The organism is Streptomyces sp. NPDC000594, assembly GCF_040299965.1.
GTDB lineage: Bacteria > Actinomycetota > Actinomycetes > Streptomycetales > Streptomycetaceae > Streptomyces.
On sequence record NZ_JBEPCY010000009.1, the window covers coordinates 22434 to 42453 of the forward strand.

At 71.1% G+C, this 20020-nt stretch carries 18 protein-coding genes; 13 read left to right on the forward strand and 5 right to left on the reverse strand.

Translation table 11 applies throughout. The annotated features are described in order from the left end of the window. Window positions 1-85: 85 nt before the first annotated feature. Window positions 86-1339, reverse strand: coding sequence for a peptidoglycan recognition protein family protein (locus tag ABT354_RS15450; protein WP_351493727.1), 1254 nt, complete (start codon window positions 1337-1339; stop codon window positions 86-88). Between the two features lie 127 nt (window positions 1340-1466). Between ABT354_RS15450 and ABT354_RS15455 the strand changes: the two genes are divergently transcribed. The 4 genes from ABT354_RS15455 (at window position 1467) to ABT354_RS15470 (ending at window position 7774) form a co-directional block, all read left to right on the forward strand. Then, entirely contained in the window at window positions 1467-2216 is a 750-nt protein-coding gene (locus tag ABT354_RS15455) for a TIGR03089 family protein (RefSeq protein WP_351493729.1), read from the forward strand. Window positions 2217-2731: 515 nt separating this feature from the next. Next, window positions 2732-3937, forward strand: a complete 1206-nt coding sequence (locus ABT354_RS15460; protein ID WP_351493731.1) for an LCP family protein — start codon at window positions 2732-2734, stop codon at window positions 3935-3937. A 217-nt stretch (window positions 3938-4154) separates the two neighbouring features. Then, window positions 4155-5978, forward strand: coding sequence for an LCP family protein (locus ABT354_RS15465; RefSeq protein WP_351493733.1), 1824 nt, complete (start codon window positions 4155-4157; stop codon window positions 5976-5978). 47 nt (window positions 5979-6025) lie between these two features. Next, window positions 6026-7774 (forward strand): LCP family protein, encoded by a 1749-nt coding sequence (locus ABT354_RS15470; protein ID WP_351493735.1) that lies wholly within the window; start codon window positions 6026-6028, stop codon window positions 7772-7774. Window positions 7775-7808: 34 nt separating this feature from the next. On the opposite strand, the gene ABT354_RS15475 is transcribed toward ABT354_RS15470, so the two are convergent. Continuing rightward, entirely contained in the window at window positions 7809-8822 is a 1014-nt protein-coding gene (locus ABT354_RS15475; RefSeq protein WP_351493737.1) for a glycosyltransferase family 2 protein, read from the reverse strand. 197 nt (window positions 8823-9019) lie between these two features. On the opposite strand from ABT354_RS15475, the gene ABT354_RS15480 reads away from it, so the two are divergent. Further along, the gene (locus tag ABT354_RS15480; protein WP_502983431.1) at window positions 9020-10489 is read left to right on the forward strand and encodes an LCP family protein; all 1470 of its coding nucleotides are present in this window, start codon (window positions 9020-9022) and stop codon (window positions 10487-10489) included. A 59-nt stretch (window positions 10490-10548) separates the two neighbouring features. Here ABT354_RS15480 and ABT354_RS15485 read toward each other — a convergent pair whose 3' ends face one another. Then, window positions 10549-11097, reverse strand: coding sequence for an acyl-CoA thioesterase (locus tag ABT354_RS15485; protein ID WP_351493739.1), 549 nt, complete (start codon window positions 11095-11097; stop codon window positions 10549-10551). A gap of 143 nt (window positions 11098-11240) precedes the next feature. On the opposite strand from ABT354_RS15485, the gene ABT354_RS15490 reads away from it, so the two are divergent. The 7 genes from ABT354_RS15490 (at window position 11241) to ABT354_RS15520 (ending at window position 16361) form a co-directional block, all read left to right on the forward strand. Further along, window positions 11241-12653 (forward strand): LCP family protein, encoded by a 1413-nt coding sequence (locus ABT354_RS15490; protein WP_351493741.1) that lies wholly within the window; start codon window positions 11241-11243, stop codon window positions 12651-12653. Window positions 12654-12770: 117 nt separating this feature from the next. Then, window positions 12771-13328, forward strand: coding sequence for a TetR/AcrR family transcriptional regulator (locus tag ABT354_RS15495; RefSeq protein WP_351493743.1), 558 nt, complete (start codon window positions 12771-12773; stop codon window positions 13326-13328). A 151-nt stretch (window positions 13329-13479) separates the two neighbouring features. Further along, window positions 13480-13689, forward strand: coding sequence for a hypothetical protein (locus ABT354_RS15500; RefSeq protein WP_351493745.1), 210 nt, complete (start codon window positions 13480-13482; stop codon window positions 13687-13689). Further along, window positions 13673-14203, forward strand: coding sequence for a DUF6879 family protein (locus ABT354_RS15505; protein WP_351493747.1), 531 nt, complete (start codon window positions 13673-13675; stop codon window positions 14201-14203). Before ABT354_RS15500 ends, ABT354_RS15505 begins: the two co-directional genes overlap by 17 nt. After that, complete coding sequence (locus tag ABT354_RS15510; RefSeq protein ID WP_351493749.1) at window positions 14187-15020, forward strand: helix-turn-helix domain-containing protein; 834 nt, start codon at window positions 14187-14189, stop codon at window positions 15018-15020. The genes ABT354_RS15505 and ABT354_RS15510 overlap by 17 nt, the downstream gene beginning before the upstream one ends. A gap of 123 nt (window positions 15021-15143) precedes the next feature. Next, complete coding sequence (locus ABT354_RS15515) at window positions 15144-15626, forward strand: hypothetical protein (protein WP_351493750.1); 483 nt, start codon at window positions 15144-15146, stop codon at window positions 15624-15626. Window positions 15627-15695: 69 nt separating this feature from the next. Then, entirely contained in the window at window positions 15696-16361 is a 666-nt protein-coding gene (locus ABT354_RS15520) for a class I SAM-dependent methyltransferase (protein ID WP_351493752.1), read from the forward strand. Window positions 16362-16392: 31 nt separating this feature from the next. On the opposite strand, the gene ABT354_RS15525 is transcribed toward ABT354_RS15520, so the two are convergent. Next, a complete protein-coding gene (locus tag ABT354_RS15525) occupies window positions 16393-17559 on the reverse strand; it encodes an acyl-CoA dehydrogenase (RefSeq protein WP_502983422.1) in 1167 nt (388 codons plus the stop codon). Between the two features lie 193 nt (window positions 17560-17752). On the opposite strand from ABT354_RS15525, the gene ABT354_RS15530 reads away from it, so the two are divergent. Further along, window positions 17753-19087, forward strand: coding sequence for a UDP-glucose dehydrogenase family protein (locus tag ABT354_RS15530; RefSeq protein ID WP_351493756.1), 1335 nt, complete (start codon window positions 17753-17755; stop codon window positions 19085-19087). Here the strand turns inward: ABT354_RS15530 and ABT354_RS15535 are convergent. Then, window positions 19057-19968: an alpha/beta fold hydrolase gene (locus ABT354_RS15535; protein ID WP_351493758.1), complete on the reverse strand. Its 912-nt coding sequence runs from the start codon at window positions 19966-19968 to the stop codon at window positions 19057-19059. The two genes, ABT354_RS15530 and ABT354_RS15535, sit on opposite strands and share 31 nt — an antisense overlap. Between the last annotated feature and the right edge of the window lie 52 nt (window positions 19969-20020).

Consider the following 20020-nt stretch of genomic DNA (forward strand, 5'->3'; position numbering starts at 1 on the left):
ATGCGTTCGAGATCGGTCAGTTTATGCAGCGGACGGTGCGGCGGGTGCCGGGCCCGGGATCGATCGGGGAGGGATCGGGGAAGGATCAGGGACGTCCCTGATATCCGGCGGAGGCCTTACGGGCGGTGCCGAGCCTGTTGTAGAGCCGCGTTCCCGGGCAGTCGGTACGGAATCCGTCCCGGTGTCCGGAGATCACGTTGAAGCGGACCTTCCTGCCCTTGGCGTATTTGCCGCTGCCTCCGGAGACCAGGGTGACCTTGCCCTTCGGGTTGCCCTGGAAGAGTCCGAGTTTCCACGCGGTGAGCTTGGCGATGGCGGTGACGGCGGCCTTGGGCGGGTTGGAGCGACTGTAGGACCCGAGGACCGCGATGCCCATGCTGTTGGTGTTGAAACCGAGGGTGTGCGCGCCGCGCACCGCGCTGGCCATGCCTCCCGCGCGTCCTTCGTAGATGTTTCCGCACTTGTCGACGGCGAAGTTGTAGCCGATGTCGCGCCAGCCACTGCTCACGACGTGGTAGCGGTAGATACCGCGAAGGACGGAGGGCGACTGCTTGCAGGTGCTGCTGTTGCCGGTGGCGCTGTGGTGGACGAAGGCCGCCTTGACGGTCGTGGTGTAGACGAAGCCCTTCTCCCGGAGTGATTCGCTGGCTCCCCAGCCCTTACGGGTGACGATCTTCGGCCGGGGGCCGATGTAGGGCTTGGCGGCGGGGGCCGCGGGGACGGCCTGCGGGGCGTCGGGGACGCGGGCGGGTTCGGGGCGGGTGGCCTGGGCGGTGAGCCGGCCGGGGTCGACCAGGTCGAGGCGGAGCCCCTGGGGCAGCGGCGGGGTGGGGAAGGGTTCGGCGGTCCGGGGGCGCACCCGTGCCTCGACGCCGTCGGAGGGGCCCGTCCACAGGGGTGCGGTGCTGCCCCGGGCGGCGCGGTGCTCGGCGGTGCCGGGGTCGGCGCCGTGGTCCTGGCGGTGGGTGTCCACGGTGCGCCAGGCGGTCCAGCGGCGGGTGCCGCTGAGGCGGGTGCGGATCTGGACGGTGCCGCGGAGTTCCGCGTCGGGGTCGTCCCAGACCACTCCGGCCAGGGAGAACGGGCGCACGCCGGTCCTCAGCAGCCCGCGTGGCAGGAGGGGGGCGAGGGAGCGGCTGGCGGGGGCGGGCGGCGGCAGGGGGAGCGACTGGGTGGAGCCGGGGATTCCGGCCGGTCCCGGTCGGGGTTCGGGGTCGGTGGCGGCGGGGGCGGCCGGGGCCGCCGGGGGTGCCGCCACCGCGCCGGACGGCAGGGAGAGCGGGAGCGCGAGCGCCGCGGAGACCGCGACGCCGATCGGGTTCACCAGATATCCACGCATGTGAGGATCCTGAGCCGTCGCGGCGGGACTCGCCCGCCGGGAGCCGACGGCGTGTCGGGCCGACCGGAGGACACCGTTCACCGGTACGGCGGCCCCCGCGCGGGGCGCGGCGCGTACCCTTTCGCTGATGAACGCCAGCGACCGTACCCCTGCCGACCTGCTGCGATCCGCGCTCGCCGCGGACCCCGCGCGGCCCTTGGTCACGTTTTACGACGACGCCACCGGTGAGCGCGTCGAACTCTCCGTCGCCACCTTCGCCAATTGGGTGGCCAAGACGGCCAATCTGCTCCAGGGCGATCTGGCCGCCGAGCCGGGTGACCGGCTCGCGGTGCTGCTGCCCGCGCACTGGCAGAGCGCCGTGTGGCTGGTGGCCGCCGCCTCCGCCGGGGTGACGGTGGAGATCGGCGGTGACCCGGCCGACGCGGATCTGGTGGTGAGCGGCCCGGACACGCTGGAGGCGGCGCGGGCCTGTGGCGGTGAGCGGGTGGCGCTGGCGCTCCGTCCGCTGGGCGGGCGGTTCCCGCAGCCCCCGGCCGGGTTCGCGGACTACGCGGTGGAGGTGCCGGGGCAGGGTGACCGGTTCGCCCCGTACGCCCCGGTCGACCCGGATGCTCCCGCCCTGCTGGTCGGGGGTACGGAGCTGAGCGGCGCGGAGCTGGTGGAGCGGGCCCGCGCGGACGCCGCCGCGCTGGGGTTCACGGCCGGGTCCCGGGTGCTGACCGGGCGGGGCTACGACTCCTGGGAGGGACTCTCCGCCGGGCTGTTCGCGCCGCTGGCGGTCGGCGGTTCGGTGGTGCTCTGCCGCCACCTCGACCGGCTCGACGAGGACGGGCTGCGCCGCCGGCTGGAGAGCGAGCAGGTCACCCGTACCGTCTGAGGCACTCGTACCATCCGAGGCGCTCGGACCGTCCGAGACACCCGGACCGTCCGAGGCGCTCGTACACCCGTAGCGTCCGCGGCCCTCGTACGGTCCGGGGCGTCCGCCCGCCGCCGCTCCGGGGCTCCCTGCACGGGGTCCCGTACGGAGCGCCACCAGGGTGTCCCGGTACCGTGATCGGGGCGCCCCGGTAAGGCACTTGGCGCCCTCCACACGTTTCGCACGTTTCGCACCACCGCGTACCGACCTGTAACCACCCGTACCGGCCGCAAGGCCCGTATCGGTCGCACCGCCCCGTACCCACCCGTATCGCCGCTCCCGTACCCCGGTCCCCTCCGCCGGGCGCCCGTCCGCGCGCACCGCCCCGTACCCGATCCGGTACCGTCCCGACCCGGCCGGAGCCCAACTCCGGTGGGTGGGCGGCTATCTGCCGCCGGGTGCACAACCCTGCGCGGGGTTCGGTCGTCTAGACCATCGACCGGTGGTGTCCCAGCGTGCCACCGACGCCTTGAAGGATGGACACAGACGTGACCGACAGTGCCGGCACCCTGGCCGAGCCCGAGGCCCCGGCCGGGGACGAGGGCGGAGCCACCAGCGCCCGGCCCCCCGGCGACGGCCCCGCGCCCGGCCGCCGCCGGTGGCGCTGGCTGCGCTGGATCGCGCTCGCCGTCTCCCTGTTGCTGCTGGCCGCCGCGGGCGCCGCCTGGTGGTTCTACCAGCGGCTGGACGCGGAGATCACCACCGACACGGCCACCGCCACCGAGCTGCGGACCCATGAGAAGGAACGGCCCAAGCCCGTCGTCCTCGACGCCAGGAACATCCTGATCATGGGTTCGGACACCCGTGAGGGGAAGGGCAACCGCAAGTACGGCCGGGACGACGGCGGCAAGCGCTCGGACACCACGATCCTGCTCCATCTCGCGGCCGGCCGCGACAGCGCCACCGCCATGTCCATACCCCGGGACCTGATGGTGGAGATGCCCTCCTGCCGCCAGGCGGACGGGACGCGGAGCCGGGCGGGAACGGCCCAGTTCAACTCGGCGTTCTCGATCGGGGGTGCCGCGTGCACCATCCGTACGGTCGAGAAGATGACCGGGATACGGATCGACCACCATGTCATCGTGGACTTCCGCGGGTTCGAGAGGATGGTCGACGCGGTGGACGGGGTGGAGGTCTGCCTCCCCGAGGCGGTCGACGACCCGGACGCCCGCCTCGTCCTGGACGCGGGGCGGCAGACGCTCGACGGTGAGCAGGCCCTCGGATTCGTCCGGGCCCGCAAGACCCTCGGCGGGGGCAGCGACACCGAGCGGATGGAGCGCCAGCAGCAGTTCCTGGGATCGCTGGTGAAAAAGGTGCAGAGCAATGGGGTGCTGCTCAATCCGGCGCGGCTCTATCCGGTACTGAAGGCGGCGACCTCGTCGCTGACCACCGACCCCGGCCTGGACTCGCTGAAGGACCTGTACGACCTCGCCTCCTCACTGCGGGACGTCCCGGCGGACAAGGTGCAGTTCCTGACGGTTCCCCGGGAGCCGCATATCGCGAACGTCAACCGCGACCAGCTGATGCAGCCGGACGCGGACCGCCTCTTCCAGCAGGTACGGGAGGACGCGCCGATCACCGTGGTGCCCCGCGACGACCAGGAGGAAGGGTCGCCGGAATCAGCGGAATCGGACTCCGACGCCTTCACCGGAACCAACGCGGCGGTGGGCATGTGCGGGTAAAACGCTGACCAAGCCGAGGCTCACACCATGGGGATTGGGCGTATTGCCCAGTTGTAAGCGGCGTGGAATTTGTCACGGGCGTCGCCCCACTGTGAACTGGGCGGATAGTGTGACGCGATCCGGTTTCCGGTCCGCGTGAGCACACTGCAGGACCGAGGGACCGAGCGCCCGTGGGGGAAGGCGCTTCGCGTGGCAGCGACGGAGGACTCAGACAACCGTGGATGCGCATGGCCGTGGGCGGGCGGACGACATCGACCCCGCCGACCAGTGGGTGTTCAATCCGCAGACCGGCAACTACGAACTGCGACTGGAACACTCCGCACCGCAGTCGACTCCGCCCGTCCCGCCCGCGCCGAGAGCGCCCCAGGCCCCGGCCGGCCGGGCGGACGGAGCCGGTGGCACCCGCTCGGGCGGGCGCGCCGAGGGGCAGGGCGGCGGACGGGCCGAGGGACGGGCGGCCGGACGGAGCGAGGGGCGGGCGGCCGGACGGGCCGCCGAGCGCGCCGCCGCGCCGGAGGTGCCCGCCCAGCGCTCCCACCGCTCGGGCGGCCGGGGCGGGGGCCGCGGTGGCGGCCGGGGCCCCGGCGGCGGCACACCACCGCCGCCGCCCGTCGGCCGGCGCAAGCGCAAGCAGTCCGCGGGCCGCAAGAAGAAGGCGCTGGTATGGACCGGCGGGATACTGGGCTTTGTCCTGGTCGCGGGGTCGGCGGGCGCCTACTACCTCTATGACCGGCTGAACTCCAACCTGGACACCGTCGATGTCGGGGACGCCGGCACCGGCGGTTTCAGCAAGGACCGGCCCATCAACATCCTGGTCCTCGGCACGGACAAGCGCACCGGCAAGGGCAACACCTCGTACGGCGACACGGACAGTGCCGGACACGCCGACACCACGATCCTCTTCCATGTCTCCAAGGACCGGACGAACGCCACCGCGCTCTCCATCCCGCGCGACCTGATCACCGACATCCCCCAGTGCGGGAACATCCCCGGCACCCAGAACACCCGGTTCAACGAGAGCCTGGGCCAGGACGGGCGGGACCCCTCGTGCGCCATGCGCACGGTGACCGAGCTGACCGGCGTCCCCATCGACCACTTCATGATGGCCGACTTCAACGCGGTCAAGACGATGTCGACGGCGGTCGGCGGGGTCGAGGTCTGTCTCGGCAAGGCCATCAACGACAAGGACTCCAAGCTCGACCTGCCCGCGGGGACCCACAACCTCAAGGGCGAGGAGGCGCTGGCGTTCGTCCGGACCCGGCACTCGGTGGGGCACGGCAGCGATCTGAGCCGGATCGAGATCCAGCAGCAGTTCCTCAGCTCGATGATCCGCAAGATGAAGTCCGGCGGTGTCCTCGGCAGCCCCACCAAGCTGTTCGGTCTGGCGGAGGCGGCCACCAACGCGCTCACCGTCGACAGCCGGATAGGCAGTATCAAGCGGCTCCAGGAACTGGCCATGGAGATGGCCGATGTGAATCCGAAGAACATCACCTTCGCGACCGTCCCGGTGAAGGACAACACCGACCGGGTCACCGTGCTGCTCGACGAGGCCAAGGCCCCGCCGCTCTTCGCGATGATCCGGAACGACACCTCGCTGACCGAGGTGAAGCAGAAGGAGAAGGACGCCAAGAAGAAGCAGGCGGCCCTGCTCAAGGGGGAGCGCGCCGCCGCGGCCGATGTGCGGGTCGCCGTCTACAACGGCAGCGACACCGTCGGCGCCGCGCTGGAGACCCTGACCTGGCTCCAGACCCAGAAGGGCGTCCTGAAGTCGAGCAACGAGGGCAACGCGCCCGGGAAGCTGGCCAAGAGCCGGCTGGAGTTCGCGCCCAACCAGATCGAACAGGCCCGCACACTGGCGGATCTGATGGGGCTGCCCGCCTCGGCGCTGAAGCAGGGCACCGAGGACGCCCAGGGCCTGGAGGCGATGACCCTCACCCTGGGCGACGACTTCGAGAAGGCCGGGACGCCCATCGCCCCGCCGTCGAAGGCGCCCGAGGGCGTCCAGAAGGTCGAGGCGGACAAGCAGCGGTGCGCCCAGTGAGACATCGGCCGCCGGTCTCCCGGCGCGCCTGACAGGGGGATACAGGGGTGGGAGAGAGCACTGCGCACGGGGAGGGGATACCCGGGGCTCCGGGTGGCCGTGCCCGGGGGCGACGGAGAACGGCGTCCGCCCCGGTGCCCGGCCCCCGGGGCCACCGCGCCGGACGTTCCCGCAAGGACCCCCCGGGGCCCCCGGGCGCCCGGAGTCCCCAGGGGCCCCCGGGTCCCGCAGGTCCCGCGGGTCCCGCGGGTCCCGCGGGCAGAGGCCGGGGCAGGAGCAAGGACAAGGACAAGGGCAGGCACCGCGTGCTGCGCTGGGCCGCCCTGGGTCTTTCGGTGCTCGTCCTCGCGACCGGCGCCGCCGGATATCTGTACTACGAGCACCTCAACGACAGGATCAAGAAGGAACGGCTGAACCTCGGCCGGAAGATGCCGGGCCACCAGGCGAACGCCGCCGGTCAGACCCCGCTGAACATCCTGCTGATCGGCTCGGACGCGCGGGACAACAAGAAGAACCAGAAGCTGGGCGGCGGCAGGAACACCTTCGGCGCCACCCCGCTGGCCGATGTGCAGATGCTGGTGCACCTCTCGGCGGACCGCTCCCATGTCTCCGTGATCAGCATGCCCCGCGACACCATGCTGAAGATCCCCGAGTGCACCGACCCCGACAGCGGCAAGGTCTACCCGGCACGCGACTGGGCCCAGACCAATGAGTCGCTGGGCCGGGGCGGCCCGGGCTGCACGGTCGCCACCTGGTACGAGCTGACCGGCATCACCATCGACCACTTCATGATGATCGACTTCGCGGGTGTGGTCTCCATGGCGGACGCCATCGGCGGCGTACCGGTCTGTGTGAAGGAGAACATCCGCTCCCGCAGCCGGACCGGCGAGGGCTCCGGGCTGAAGCTGGAGAAGGGCACCACCTCGGTCAAGGGCGAGGACGCACTCGCCTGGCTGCGGACCCGCTACGGCTTCGGGGACGGCACCGATCTGGCCCGTGCCCGCGCCCAGCACATGTACATGAACTCGATGGTCCGCGAGCTGCGGAAGAACGCCAAGCTCACCGACCCCAACAAGCTGCGGAAGCTGGCGCTGGCGGCGACCGACGCGCTCACCGTGGACGAGGGCATCGACTCGGTCGCCAAGCTCCTCGATGTGGGCAACCAGCTCAAGGGCGTCCCGCCGAACCGCATCACCATGACCACGATGCCCAACGTCTACTCCACCCGCCCCAACTTCACCAGCAAGGTGGAGCCCAAGCCCGGTGAGGCGGAGCAGCTGTTCCGGATGGTCCGGGAGGACATCCCGCTGGACGGCAAGGGCGGCAAGGGCGGGAAGAAGGGTCCGAAGAAGGACCCGAAGGAGAAGCTCTCCGACGACCCCGCCGCCGAGCCCGCCGGGATCGCGGTCCTGGTACGCAACGGGACCGGCGGCGACGGGCAGCCGGCGCAGCGGGGGCGGGCCCTGGAGGTCGGCACCCTGCTCCAGTCCAAGGGCTTCACCCGGGCGGCCGCCGACACGACGGTGGACCCCCGGGAGCGGACGGCGATCGGCTTCCCCGGCCCGGAGCTGGAGGGCGACGCGCAGGCGGTCGCCCAGGCGCTCGGTATCCCGCTGTCGGCGGTGAAGCAGGACACCGCGGCCGTGGGGATCCAGCTCACCGTGGGCGCGGACTGGCGTCAGGGCGAGCGCTTCCCGAAGGCGGAGAAGAGCGACCGGACACCGGATTCGGCGAAGGCGCTGAACGGCAGCGACTCCACGGCGTGCATGGACGTACAGCCCGGGTACACCTGGTAGCGCACCCGGGGGGACGCCCCCGGGTGCGACGGGGTCAGACGGTGGGCTGGACGGCCGGGCGGCGGCTGGCGATGACCTTCCTCGCCAGCGCGCGGGGGCTGGTGAGGAAGCCGTACCCCCAGGACATGTGCATGGTCGCCAGCGCCACCGGGATCCGGAGGCGGGCCGCCAGGGGCAGTCCCCGGCCCGCCGGGACGGAGCCCGCGACGATCGCGGCCAGATAGCCGCCGGGGATCACCAGGCCGAGCGGGGTGAGGGCCACCCCGACGACCGTGCCCAGCGCGATGGCGATCAGCGCGGCCGGCGGGGCGAGATAGCGCAGATTGATCGAGCCCTGGTGGTAGCGGGCGACCACATGGCGCCAGCGCCCGTAGTCCTTGTACTGCTTGGCCAGCGCCCGGACCGAGGGCCGGGGGCGGTAGCTCACCCGCAGCTCGGGCGAGAACCAGATCAGACCGCCCGCCTCGCGGATACGGAAGTTCAGCTCCCAGTCCTGGGCGCGGATGAACTCCTCGTTGTATCCGCCCTGGCGCTCCAGCGCCTCCCGGCGGAAGACACCGAGATAGACGGTCTCGGCGGGACCGGCCGTCCCCCCGGTGTGGAAGGCGGCGTTGCCTACGCCGACCTTGGAGGTCATGGCGGCGGCGACGGCGTGCTCCCAGTCGTTCTCGCCCTCGGCGTGCATGATGCCGCCGACGTTCTGCGCCCCGGTCTCCTCCAGGAGACGCACGGCGGTGGCGACATAGCCGGGTGAGAGCATCCCGTGGCCGTCGACCCGTACCACGATCGGGTGATGCGATGCCTTGATCGCGGCATTGAGCGCGGCGGGGGTACGACCCGTGGGATTGGGCACGGTGTGGACCCGGGGATCCTCCCGGACCAGCTCGGCGGCGATCTCGTCGGTGCGGTCCGTGGACGGGCCGAGGGCGATCACCACCTCCATCTCACCGTCGTACTCCTGCTCAAGGATGTGACGGACCGAGTTGCGCAGATGCCGTTCCTCATTGAGGACCGGCATGATCACGGAGACAGCGGGCATGGCGTTCATCGTTCGCCACGTTACCGCGAATGGGGGACAGGGACGCGCGGCGGCCGGTGCGATGCGACGGGCCGCAGATCGTATGGGCCTACGGTGTGCTGGTTCCCCCGTTCGCCGTCATCCCGCCGGTCCATGGCCGTACCGTCACCCCGGCGCCGCCGGCCGTCGTCCGCCGTCTCCCGCCAGCGGAGGTGCCCCCCTTGCCCGTGCCGTCCCCGTCCCGCTCCCCCCGTCCCCGCCCCGGCCCGCGTCCCCGGCCGAACCCGGGGCCCAGGACCAGAGGGCCGGTGGTCGTCGTCCGCCCCCGCTGGGGTCTGCGGGTGGCCACCGCGCTGTCGATGCTGGTACTCGGCGCGGGAGCGATCGGACACGCGGCGCTGACCAGCCTGGACACCGGGATCAGCCGGGTGGACCCGTTCCGTGACATGAAGAACCGGCCCAAGGCCGGACACGGGATGAATCTGCTGGTGGTGGGCACCGACGGACGGGAGCGCATCGGCCCCGAGGAGAAGGAGAAGTACCGCCTCGGGGGCGCCCCCTGCCACTGCACCGACACGATCATGCTGGTGCACCTCTCCGCCGACCGCCGCCGGGCGAGCGTGGTGAGCCTGCCGCGCGACAGCTACGCCGAGATCCCCGAGCACACCGACCGGAACACCGGCCGGCACCACCGGGCCCATCCGGTGAAGCTGAACGCCGCCTACGCGGAGGGCGGCCCGGCGCTGACCGTCCGCACGGTGGAACATATGACCAAGGTGAAGATCGACCACTATCTGGAGGTCGACTTCACCAGCTTCATGAAGACCGTGGACGCGGTGGGCGGGGTGGAGATCTGCACCGCACGGCCGCTGAAGGACCGCTACACCGGGCTCGACCTCACCCCCGGCACCCATCGGCTCGACGGCGGCGGGGCCCTCCGGTACGTGCGCTCCCGCCATGTCGACGGGGGCGCGGACCTCGGCCGGATGCAACGCCAGCAGCGGTTTGTCGCCGCCCTGATCGAACAGGCGACCAGCAGCGGGGTGCTGCTCAACCCGGTGCGGTTCCGCGCGGTCGCCGCCACCATGCTCGGCTCGGTCCGGGCGGACCGGGGCTTCGGCTCCGACGAGATGCTGGCGCTCGGGCGGGCGATGCGCGGCTTCTCGGCGGCGTCCTCGGAGTTCACCTCCGTACCGATCGGCGCGCTGACCACGGCCCCGGGCATCGGCGCCACCGTGAAGTGGGACCCGGCCCGGTCCGAGCGGCTCTTCCGCATGATCCGCGAGGACAAGCCGCTCGCCCCGGCGAGCGCCCGGGGGAAGCGGGCGCGGCTGGTGGAGGTCTCGCCGCAGCGGATCCGGGTCCAGGTCTACAACGGCACCGGGCGCGCGGGCCTCGGCCGGACCGTCGACGCGGCACTGCGCTCGACCGGCTTCGCGACCACCCGTTCCCCGCTGAACGCCGGGGGGTCGGCGGTGGCGCGGACCCATGTGACGTACGACCCCCGGTGGGACCGCTCGGCCCGTGCGCTGGCGACCGCGTTGCGGGACTGCGAGGTACGGGCGGTACGGGGCCAGGGGCCGACGCTGCGGGTGGTGGCGGGGGCGGACTTCGACGGGGTGGTGCCGGTCCGGGCGCAGGACGCCGACCGGGGGGAGTTCGGGGCGGTGACGGGGGACGAGGTGACCTGCCGCTGAACCGGGGCCGGGGCCTTGCGCCCGCTCGGCTGCCGGTTTTCGGCTTGGCGACCCGGTGCTCAGTCCTCGATGCCCTCGGCGGCGCTGCGCTCCCGCAGCTCCTTGATGGCCCGGCGGCGGGCGAGCCGGTGGGTGCGCCGGATCTGTGCCTCCTGGTGGCGGCGCTTGTCCCGGTCGCTCTCGGGGACCACCGGGGGCACCGGCCGGGGGCGGCCGTCCGCGTCCACGGCGGCGAAGACCAGATAGGCGGAGCCGACCTGCTGGGCGGGGGTGGACTCGTTCCAGCGCTCGGCGAGCACCCGGACGCCGATCTCCATGGAGGAGCGCCCGGTCCAGTTGCACTGGGCCCGTACATGGACCAGATCGCCCACCCGGACCGGGGCGAGGAAGACCATCTCGTCCATGGAGGCGGTGACGGCGGGACCGCCGGAGTGCCGGCCGGCGACCGCGCCCGCCGCGTCGTCCACCAGCTTCATGATCACGCCACCGTGGACCGTACCGAGCAGATTGGTGTCGCTGGCGGTCATGATGTGGCTGAGGGTGGTGCGGGAGGCGGACGTGGGCTTGCCCTCGATCGCCGGCTCCGGGCGCCGGTCCTGGTCGGTCATGCCTTCCACTGTAGGTGGGTGGCCGATGCACCCATGACCGGGCGGCGGCGGAACCGGTGCATTGCATCAGCCTTGCTACAGGGGCGGCCCGATTTCCCACCCGCCCTGTCGGCGCCCGGCTGTGACCCGGCACACTGAGCGTCATGAACCAGTGGCCCGATGGGTACGGACGCGGCGGTCAGGCGGATGAGCCGGACGGCCCCCGCGTGATGCGGCATGTGCAGCGACCGGTTCCGCAGCAGCGGCCCGTACCGCCCCAGCAGCCCCCGCACCAGGGGCGGCGGGAGTACGACGGGCAGCCGGAGTACTTCGGGGACGACCCGCAGCAGCCGTACCCGCCGCAGGATCCGTACCCGCCGCAGCCCGGGTACCAGCAGCAGCCGGGGTACCAGCAGGGCCATCCGGGGAACGGCCCGGGCGGGGAGCCGTACGACAGCGGGTACAACACCGGCCAGGTCTACGGCGCCGCCGGCGGCGACCAGGGCGGCCGTCCGGGCCAGCGGAACGCTCCCGACCGCCCGAGCGCCCCCGGCGGCCCGCGCGGACCCCAGCGGCCCACCGGGCGGACGGGCCCGCCCCCGGACTGGCGCCGCCGGATCAAGATAGGTTCGCTCGTGCTGGCGGGTTCGCTGCTGGTGATCTCCGTGGCCACCTACTTCTGGGCGGACGGCAAGGTCCGCCGCGAGGTCGATCTCTCCAAGGTGATCGAGCGCCCCCGCGAGGACGACTGCACCACCTATCTCATCGTGGGCTCCGACAGCCGCAAGGGGATGTCGTCCGAGGAGAAGAAGCGGCTCCGCACCGGCTCCGCCGAGGGCAAGCGGACCGACTCGATGATGATCCTCGCGGACTGCTCCGGCGGGGCGACGATGATCTCGCTGCCGCGTGACTCCGATGTGGAGATCCCCTCCTTCAAGGGCTCGGAGTCGGGCAAGCTCTTCCCGGCCCAGGGGCGCAGGGTCAAGCTGAACGCCGCGTACGCCGAGGACGGCCCCGAGCTGCTGGTCCGTACCGTCGAGCACAACACCCATCTGCGGATCGACCACTACGCCGAGATCGGCTTCGCGGGCTTCGCCGAGGTCGTGGACGCGATCGGCGGGGTGGAGATGGACATCCCGAAGGCGTTCAAGGACCCGAAGTCCGGCGCCGACTTCCAGGCGGGCAAGCAGAGCCTGGACGGCGAGGAGGCGCTGGCGTTCGTCCGGACCCGGTACGCCTTCCCCGGCTCCGACCTGGCGCGGACGAAGAACCAGCAGAAGTTCCTGGCCGCCCTCGCCAGCCAGACCGCGACTCCGGGGACGGTGCTCAACCCGTTCAAGCTCTATCCGGTGATGGGCGCGGGCCTCGACACGCTGGTCGTGGACAAGGAGATGTCCCTGTGGGACCTGAGCCAGATGTTCTTCGCGATGAAGGGCATCACCGGCGGTGACGGGAAGTCGATGAACATACCCCTCGCGGGGAACCGGGGCGGGAACCTCGTCTGGCACAAGGAGAAGGTGGCCCAGATCGTCCAGCAGATCCAGAACGACGAGAAGGTGACGGTCGAGAGCGACTGACCGCGCCGCACCGCAGCGACCGACCGCGCCGCACTGTCGGCGAACGCTCGTTCCCCCTGGCCTGTACAGTACAAGAACGCTGGTTCTCCAGCGGGGCGAGCGTGGGGAGTGAGCGTGATGGACCCGGAGACGGCCGAGCTGCGCGTGCTGGAGGCGGCGCGGGCGCTCTTCAATGAGCGCGGGGTCCAGGCGGTGGGCATGGACGCGATCCGCAGTGCGTCCGGGGTCTCCCTCAAGCGGCTCTACCAGGTCTTCCCCTCCAAGGACGCCCTCCTCGAAGCGGTTCTGCGCCGCCGTGACACCGAGGTCCGCGACGCGATCACGGCCCATGCCGCCGCCGCGCACGCCGCGACGCCGTACGAGCGGATCCTCGCGGTCTTCGACTGGCTCGGCGAGTGGTTCGCCCAGCCGGACTTCCGGGGCTGCGCCTTCATCAACGCGTACGGCGAGATCGGCGGCGTCTCCCCGGCCGTCGCGGCCATCGCCCGCACCCACAAGACGGCGCTCCGCGCCCACTTCGCCGCCCTCACCGCCGAACTGGGCGCCCCCGCCGTCCTCGCCGACCAGCTCGCCATCCTGGCGAACGGCGCGATGGCGACGGCGGGCATCCAGGGCACCCCGGAATCGGCGATCCACGCGAAGTCGGCGGCGAAGGCCCTGCTGGACGCGGCCTGACGGCCGGGGTACCCCGGCCGGGGCACCTCTCGCCCCTCATGATCGTCTACCCCGCAACGCGGATATCGGCGATGTGCCATGGACCGGGTGCCACAGCCGCCCTACCGTCCTCCTGGCGGCCGGGAACGGCCCCGTACCCGAGGAGGGAACCGTGGCACGTGCGGAACTGAACCGTCTCACCGGCAACGTCGGCGAACCCATCTGTGACGACGACGACTGCCCGAACGTCTACCGGACCAGGAGCGGTTCCTTCGTCATCCAGGGAGACGTGTCCCATGCCTTCACCCCCCGTGACGGTGAGGGCCTGGTGGAGATCCCCGAACACGTTCTGAGGGAGGCTGTCCGTGTTCTTGGATGGTGAGGAATGGCGGAGGTTCTTCGACGCCTTCGAGCACGAGGCCTGGCGGTTCGAGGCGCAGCCCACCTACACCATGCCCAGGGAGCAGGAGAACGTGGCCCGCTTCCTGCGGGGCGAGGGCAGACCCACCGATCACAATGCCCGCTGGCATGGCCGGGTACGCGGATACATCGAGTCCGGCAGGCGGGTCGGCCGGGTCCGCGTCGTGCGCCGCCCTCTCACCGACTATCAGCGCTATCAGTTCGCGTGGGGCATCCCCGGCAACCTCTCGGCCGGTGAGGACATCCGGATTCTGGATGTGACGCAAGGGGACTTGGGTCTGCCGCTCTCCGGGCAGGACTGGTGGATGTTCGACAACGCCCGCGTGGCCCATCTGAATTTTCGTCCGGACGGCACCCAGATCAATCGCGAGGCCTACGAGGGTGACTCAGCCCCCTATCAGGAGTGGCGGAGAATCGCCCTGGCGCACGCCGTTCCCTTCGAGGAGTACGTGAAGGGCCTTGACGTTCGACCCTGAGCAGCTGGGCCGGTCAAAGGCCGACCTGGTGGAAACGCTCCGCGCCATGCGCAAGCGAGCCGGCCGTACACAGGTCTGGCTCGCTCAGCGCTGCAACATGTCCCAGACAAAGCTCAGCAACATCGAGACCGGCCGCATCACACCGGGGCTGGTCGATGTCGAGTTGATTCTCAGAGCCCTTGGTGCACCTCCGGAGCATGTGACGGAGGTGGTCGCCCTCGCGCGGCTCGCCCATACGGAATGGCAGAGCAAGCGAGCATCGTGGCGCAGGGGTCTGGAGAAGCGCCAAGCAGAGCTGGCCGGCCTGGAAACCGAGGCGACGACGCTCCGCTACTTCCTGCCCGCGATGGTGACAGGACTCCTGGCCACACCCGAGTACATCAGGGCCGGGCTCGACCACTCGCCGGTGGACATCTCCAGGACGGTCGCGAGGAAGCTGGAGCGGCAGGCCGTCCTCTACGACAGTGCGAAGCGGTTCACGTTCCTGCTGACGGAGCAAGCCGTGAGATGGTCCGTGGTCCCGCATGCGGCAATGGCCGTACAGATCGACCGCCTTGTCTCGATATCCCGTCTCACCCATGTACGCATGGGCGTCATCCCGCTGGGAACCACCGTAGGGCGTGGCCCTATGAATACCTTCACGATTTACGATCAAAGGCTGGCAACCGTCGAGACTTTCACGGGTCGTCTTGTGTTTCAGGATGCGAGAGACATCACGGAGCACCTGAAATTATTCAGCTTCTACGAGGGTCACGCGTTGTTCGACGATGAGGCAAGGGCCGCACTCGAAAAATGGGCCGCCCTTTATCGTTCCTGATCGTTTACCCCACAAGGCACATAACGCTGGGCGAGCGGCGCGCTTCAGAAGACGATGGGGATCGGCGAATCCATCCGGGAGGTCGAGAAATGACCGGCCCGGCATCAGCGGAAGGAGAACACGGTGAGCGCAGCCGTCCGGACGCGGACCCGTGATCCGCGCGTCATCCTCAATGCGTTGCGGGAACGCGTCCCGCAGCTGGTCAACGATGTGGGTGTCAAGGACCTGTGGGATCGGGAGGTGCGGCTTCTGCTGCGGGACAGCGTGTCCGTTCCCAGCCTCGCCGAGCGCGTCCTCGGGCAGGGGGTCGCGTATCTGATCACCGCCATGGAGAGCCCCGGTGTGGACATGGGCGTCGGCAGGACCGTGGACATCGGGGTGCATCAGCTCATCCTCGACACACCGCTGTACTTCGCGTTCTGCGACGCCTACAACGGCGGCCGGTACAAGCACCACGCGCCGCTGATCGAGCGCCGCAGGGACGGCACCGTGATGCGCACGGCCGAGCTGCTGCGCCGTAACGGGTTCATGGTCGATGACGAGCTCTGGGCGGGGGACGAGTCCGACTGCTCACCGTGCGACGACAAGGTTCCCGACAGCCACTGACACGGCACCGGGCGCCCCGTCCTCGGGGTGGGGCGCCCGCTTGCCCGTACCGATACGGAGGAAGGCCCGTTGCCCGCACGCCACAACATCGAGGACGAACGCGAACTCTGGGACGCCTTCGCGGAAAACACCCAGGAGAAGGCCCTCGACGGCGACCCGGTGTTCTGCTGGACGCAGTACGCGGGGCACGGGCCCGGGGCGGAGTTGCTCGGGGAGCCCGGATCGGCTCTGGAGATCGGCTGCGGGACCGGGCGTGCCCTGGCCTTTCTGCTCCGGTCCGGGGTCAGGGCCACCGGTCTGGATCTGTCGCCGGTCGCGGTTCGGCGGCTGGCCGAGCGCTGGGGGCCGCTGGGCGGGGAGTTCGTCTGTGCGGAGGTACTGGAGTACCTGAGCGCGGACACGGGGACCTACGACGCCGTTTACTCGATCTTCGGGGCCGTCTGGTTCACCGATCCGGCGAGACTGCTTCCGCTGATCGCCGAGCGGTTGAATCCGGGAGGCAGGCTGGTCTTCAGCCACCCTCCGGCGATCCCGGGGGCGTACGGGCCGCAGGGCATGTACAAGGGCGGCTTCGCGGGCCGGGCCCGGTACGCGTACCGGTACGGGTACACACCGCGGAAGTGGAGGAGTCTCCTGCTCAACGCCGGGTTCGCGGAAGCGGCGGTGGAGGTTCTGGAGGCTCCGGTGCCCGGTCACATCGGGACGCTGATCGCCCGTGCGGTGGTGGCCGGCTGAAGGCGCGGGGCCTTCGGCCGGCCGGGGTGGGTTACGGGAGGTTGCGGGCCATCACGATGCGCTGGACCTGGTTGGTGCCCTCGTAGATCTGGGTGATCTTGGCGTCGCGCATCATGCGCTCGACCGGGTAGTCGCGGGTGTAGCCGTAGCCGCCCAGCAGCTGGACCGCGTCGGTGGTGATCTCCATGGCGGCGTCGGAGGCGAAGCACTTGGCGGCGGCGCCGAAGAAGGTGAGGTCGTCGTCGAGGCGCTCGGAGCGGGCGGCGGCGGCGTAGGTGAGCTGGCGGGCGGCCTCCAGCTTCATGGCCATGTCGGCCAGCATGAACTGGATGCCCTGGAAGTCGGCGATGGGCTTGCCGAACTGCTTGCGCTCGCGCACATAGCCCTTGGCGTAGTCGAGGGCGCCCTGGGCGATGCCGAGGGCCTGGGCGGCGATGGTGATCCGGGTGTGGTCGAGGGTCTTCATCGCGGTGGCGAAGCCGGTGCCCTCCGCGCCGATCATGCGGTCGGCGGGGATGCGGACGTTGTCGAGGTAGACCTCGCACGTCGGGGAGCCCTTGATGCCGAGCTTCTTCTCGGGGGCGCCGAAGGAGACGCCCTCGTCGGACTTCTCGACCACGAAGGCGGAGATGCCCTTGGAGCGCTGCTCGGGGTCGGTGACCGCCATCACCGTGTAGTACTCGGAGACACCGGCGTTGGTGATCCAGCGCTTGACGCCGTTGAGGATCCAGTGGTCGCCGTCGCGGACCGCGCGGGTCTTCATCCCGGCGGCGTCGGAGCCGGCGTCCGGCTCGGAGAGGCAGTACGAGAACATCGCACCGCCCTTGGCCAGCGGGGAGAGGTACTTCTTCTTCAGCTCCTCGGAGCCGGAGAGGATCACCGGCAGCGAGCCCAGCTTGTTGACGGCGGGGATCAGCGAGGAGGAGGCGCAGACCCGGGCGACCTCCTCGATCACGATGACCGTGGCGAGCGCGTCGGCACCGGAGCCGCCGTACTCCTCGGGCACATGGACGGCGTGGAGGTCGCTGGCGACCAGGGCGTCCAGGGCCTCCTGGGGGAAGCGGGCCTCCTCGTCCACGGCGGCGGCGAAGGGGGCGATCTTCGCCTCGGCGAGGGAGCGGACGACATCCCGGAGGGCGTCGTGCTCCTCGGACGTGCGGTACAGGTCAAAGTCCGGCTTACCGGTCGATCCGGCCACGTCTCTCACTCCCCAGATGCGCTAACTACCGTTAAGTAACCAAGCTTAGGCCGCAGCGCCCCACCGGCATAGGTGACCTTGGCGACAGCCCGGCGTGGCGCCGTATCCCCGCGCGACTATGCTCGGGGCCGCGCGCCAGCGCCTTCCCACCGTCGACCCACGGCGCGATCCGCGCCGCCGTCTGGAGCATCCGATGTCCCTCAGGATCACTGTGATCGGTACCGGATACCTGGGTGCCACGCACGCGGCGGCCATGGCGGAGCTGGGCTTCGAGGTCCTGGGCCTGGATGTGGTGCCCGAGAAGATCGCCCTGCTCTCCTCGGGCCGGGTGCCGATGTACGAGCCCGGCCTGGAGGAGCTGCTGACCCGGCATGTCGCCGGGCTCCCGGGCTCCAGCGGACGGCTGCGGTTCACCACCTCGTGGGAGGAGGTCGCCGCGTTCGGCGACATCCACTTCGTCTGTGTGAACACCCCGCAGAAGCACGGCGAGTACGCCTGCGACATGTCGTACGTCGACGCCGCCTTCACCACCCTCGCCCCGCTGCTGACCCGGCCGGCGCTGGTCGTCGGCAAGTCGACGGTCCCGGTCGGCAGCGCCGCCCGGCTGGCCGCCCTGCTCGCGGAGCAGGCGCCGGGCGATGTGGAGCTGGCCTGGAACCCGGAGTTCCTGCGGGAGGGCTTCGCCGTCGAGGACACCCTGCGCCCGGACCGGATCGTGGTGGGTGTGGCGAGCGAGCGCGCCGAGAAGCAGCTGCGGGAGGTGTACGCGACCCCGGTCGCCGAGGGGTCCCCGTTCGTGGTCACCGACTACCCCACCGCCGAGCTGGTGAAGACCTCCGCCAACTCCTTCCTCGCCACCAAGATCTCGTTCATCAACGCCATGGCGGAGGTCTGCGAGGCGGCGGGCGGCGATGTGCAGAAGCTGGCGGAGGCGATCGGGTACGACGAGCGCATCGGGGCGAAGTTCCTGCGCGCGGGGATCGGCTTCGGCGGCGGCTGCCTCCCGAAGGACATCCGCGCCTTCATGGCCCGCGCCGGTGAGCTGGGCGTCGACCAGGCGCTGACCTTTCTGCGCGAGGTCGACTCGATCAATATGCGGCGGCGCGGACACATGGTCGAGCTGGCCCGGGAGGCCCTCGGCGGCTCCTTCCTGGGCAAGCGGGTCGCCGTCCTCGGCGCGGCCTTCAAGCCGGACTCGGACGATGTACGGGACTCCCCCGCGCTCAATGTCGCCGGCCAGATCCACCTCCAGGGCGGACAGGTCACCGTGTACGACCCCAAGGGCATGGCGAACGCCCGGCGGCTCTTCCCGACCCTCGGCTACGCGGACAGCGCCCTCGCGGCGGTGCGCGGCGCCGATGTGGTGCTGCATCTGACCGAGTGGCGCGAGTTCCGCGATCTGGACCCGGCGGAGCTGGGCCGGGAGGTCACCGGGCGGATCGTCCTGGACGGGCGGAACGCCCTGGACCCGGCGGTCTGGCGCGCGGCCGGCTGGACCTACCGCGCGATGGGCCGCCCCGAGGCCTGAGCCGGGTCGGGGACCCCGGCGATGTGCTCCAGCACCAGCGCCGCGAGCGGGGCGAGAACCGCCGGGGGAAGGGCGTGCCCCAGGCCCGGGATCTCCGCCGACCGCGCCCCCCGCACCGCCTGGACGAGATGGTGGGCGTACGGCGGCGGGAAGAGCGGTTCGGCGGGGGCCACCACGACCAGGGTCGGCACCTCGGTACGGGCCAGCGCCCCGGTGCGGTCCAGCCCTGAGGCGTCCGCGCGGGAGTGCGCGGTCGCCGGCCGGTAGTGCCCGGTGTGCGCGACGATCCGCCGCTCCAGCTCCCGTGCCGCCGCCGCGTCGAACGGCAGCCCGCCCCCGCCGAGGGCCCGCCAGTGCTCCACCCGCCGGTCCAGCTCCGCTTCCAGCCCCTGGTCCACCACCGGACGGGCCCACATCTCCAGCAGCTCCGGGGCGGCCCCGGGCAGCTCCTCCAGCGGGATCCTGACCCCGTCCGGGCGGGTGTACGGGACGGTGCTGAGCGCCCTGGTCCCGAACAGGGTGGTGCTCAGCAGCCGCTCGGGGCGGTCCGCGATCAGCAGCTGGGCGATCATGCCGCCCAGGGACATGCCCACCACATGGGCGCGCTCGGCCCCGAAGCCGTCCAGAACGGCGACGGCGTCGTCGGCGAGCGCGGTGAGCGGATAGGGCCGCTCGTCGAAGGCCCAGGTGGAACGCCCGGTGTCCCGGTGGTCGTAACGGATCACCCGGTGCCGTACCGCCAGCGCGTCCATCAGCGCGTCCGGCCACACCAGCCCCGACGCCTGCGCCCCCATCACCAGCAGTACCACCGGCCCGTCCGCCGGGCCCCGCTCCTCGGCCCAGAGCCGCACCCCGGGTGCGGCATCGATCCAGCGCTCCATGAGAACCTCCCGGCGTTCCGGCCTTCTACAAGACGATACGTATCGTATCGCT